This window comes from Allobosea sp. NPDC055332, assembly GCF_053645455.1.
The window spans coordinates 1-1272 of sequence record NZ_JBSHMO010000033.1; the positions used below are offsets into that span (position 1 = coordinate 1).

General features: G+C 51.3%; 3 protein-coding genes. All 3 read left to right on the forward strand.

Going from position 1 to position 1272, the window contains the following annotated elements:
- Positions 1 to 242 precede the first annotated feature (242 nt).
- Genes ACWIGM_RS31465 through ACWIGM_RS31475 form a run of 3 tightly spaced genes read left to right on the forward strand, consistent with a single transcriptional unit; the run spans position 243 to position 1163 of the window.
- On the forward strand, positions 243 to 488 hold the full coding sequence (locus ACWIGM_RS31465; protein WP_343472499.1) for a hypothetical protein: 246 nt from the start codon (positions 243 to 245) through the stop codon (positions 486 to 488).
- Complete coding sequence (locus ACWIGM_RS31470) at positions 485 to 895, forward strand: single-stranded DNA-binding protein (RefSeq protein ID WP_000126632.1); 411 nt, start codon at positions 485 to 487, stop codon at positions 893 to 895. Before ACWIGM_RS31465 ends, ACWIGM_RS31470 begins: the two co-directional genes overlap by 4 nt.
- A 10-nt stretch (positions 896 to 905) precedes the next feature.
- On the forward strand, positions 906 to 1163 hold the full coding sequence (locus ACWIGM_RS31475; protein ID WP_021546407.1) for a PerC family transcriptional regulator: 258 nt from the start codon (positions 906 to 908) through the stop codon (positions 1161 to 1163).
- Positions 1164 to 1272 lie beyond the last annotated feature (109 nt).

A 1272-nucleotide genomic window follows, 5' to 3' on the forward strand; every position in this document is an offset into this window, starting at 1 on the left:
CTTTTATATCAGTATATTATAGGGTGAACAGTTATTTATGAACTGTTCACCAAACTATTCACTGTTCACCTTTTTGATTGTTTATTGAGCTTTAAGGGTGAACAGTGGTGAACAGTTGGTGAATAGTTTTTGTGAAACTGTTCACCCCTTAACATCATGAATAAAAAGGGAAAATAGCAAAAGGTGAACAGGTGAAGGGTTAAAATGCAAAAATTTTATTTTATTGCTGTGAGGTAAAGCCTGTGACAACGAAGCACGCAAAAAAACCACATAACCGCGCCATTGACCTTACAGAGCACTGGCTGAGGGTGGCGATAAAAATCATCGACCGCAACGCGGGAGAAGGATACGCGAAAGCACATCCTGAACTAATAAGCGCATTCATGACCACAGCGGCGGCAAACTTTGCCACGCTGACAGAACGGGAGATTGCCGAAGCGGAACAGGTAACAACCATCAACGTTAAAACCGGAGAGGTGGAATCATGACAGCACAGATAGCCGCTTACGGGCGGCTGGTGGCTGACCCGCAGTTAAAGACCACCAGCAAGGGCACACAAATGGCTATGGCAAGCATGGCGGTCCCCCTGCCGTGCAATCAGGCAGATGACGGACAGGCGACGATGTGGTTATCCGTCCTGGCGTTTGGCAGACAGGCCGACGCACTGGCAAAACACCACAAAGGCGAGCTGGTGAGCGTGGCGGGTAACATGCAGGTAAGCCAGTGGACAGGCCAGAACGGCGAAACGCGGCAGGGCTGGCAGGTTATTGCAGACAGCGTAATCAGTGCCAGAACGGCGCGACCTGGTGGGAGCCGACGCAAGACCACAGGCACACAGGGTAATCAGCCACCAGCGGGAGGCGATGACCCTTACGGTGATGATATTCCGTTCTGAGAGGGTGACGATGGTACATGACCGCATAGCGGAAGAACTCGAGGCGAAAGGCTTTTACCGGAGAGCGTCGGCGCGATGGGGTGAAGTCATGCTACTGGTGGAGACAGACAAGGAACGGGAGCACATCACGATGCGACGGCTGGAATGTTGCAGAAAATCGACAAGGCCAGCACTCGGGCCGGACAATTTCAGCGATATTAAAAAAGCCGCTGATCGTGTTTATGCTGAAATGGGATTAGATAAATTAAAGGGGGAAACATGCCAGTAACCACAGAGGAAATTAAACGACACCGCGAATTATTCGGCCTTGAACATCCGGCCCACACGACAACGGAGCGTTATCGCCAGCACCTGGCGGCGGGGGCGATATTCTGGGT

Coding starts and splice junctions, on each gene's coding strand:
- ACWIGM_RS31470 (WP_000126632.1), top strand. CDS start 485: ATGACAGCACAGATAGCCGCTTACGGGCGGCTGGTGGCTGACCCGCAG.
- ACWIGM_RS31475 (WP_021546407.1), top strand. CDS start 906: ATGGTACATGACCGCATAGCGGAAGAACTCGAGGCGAAAGGCTTTTAC.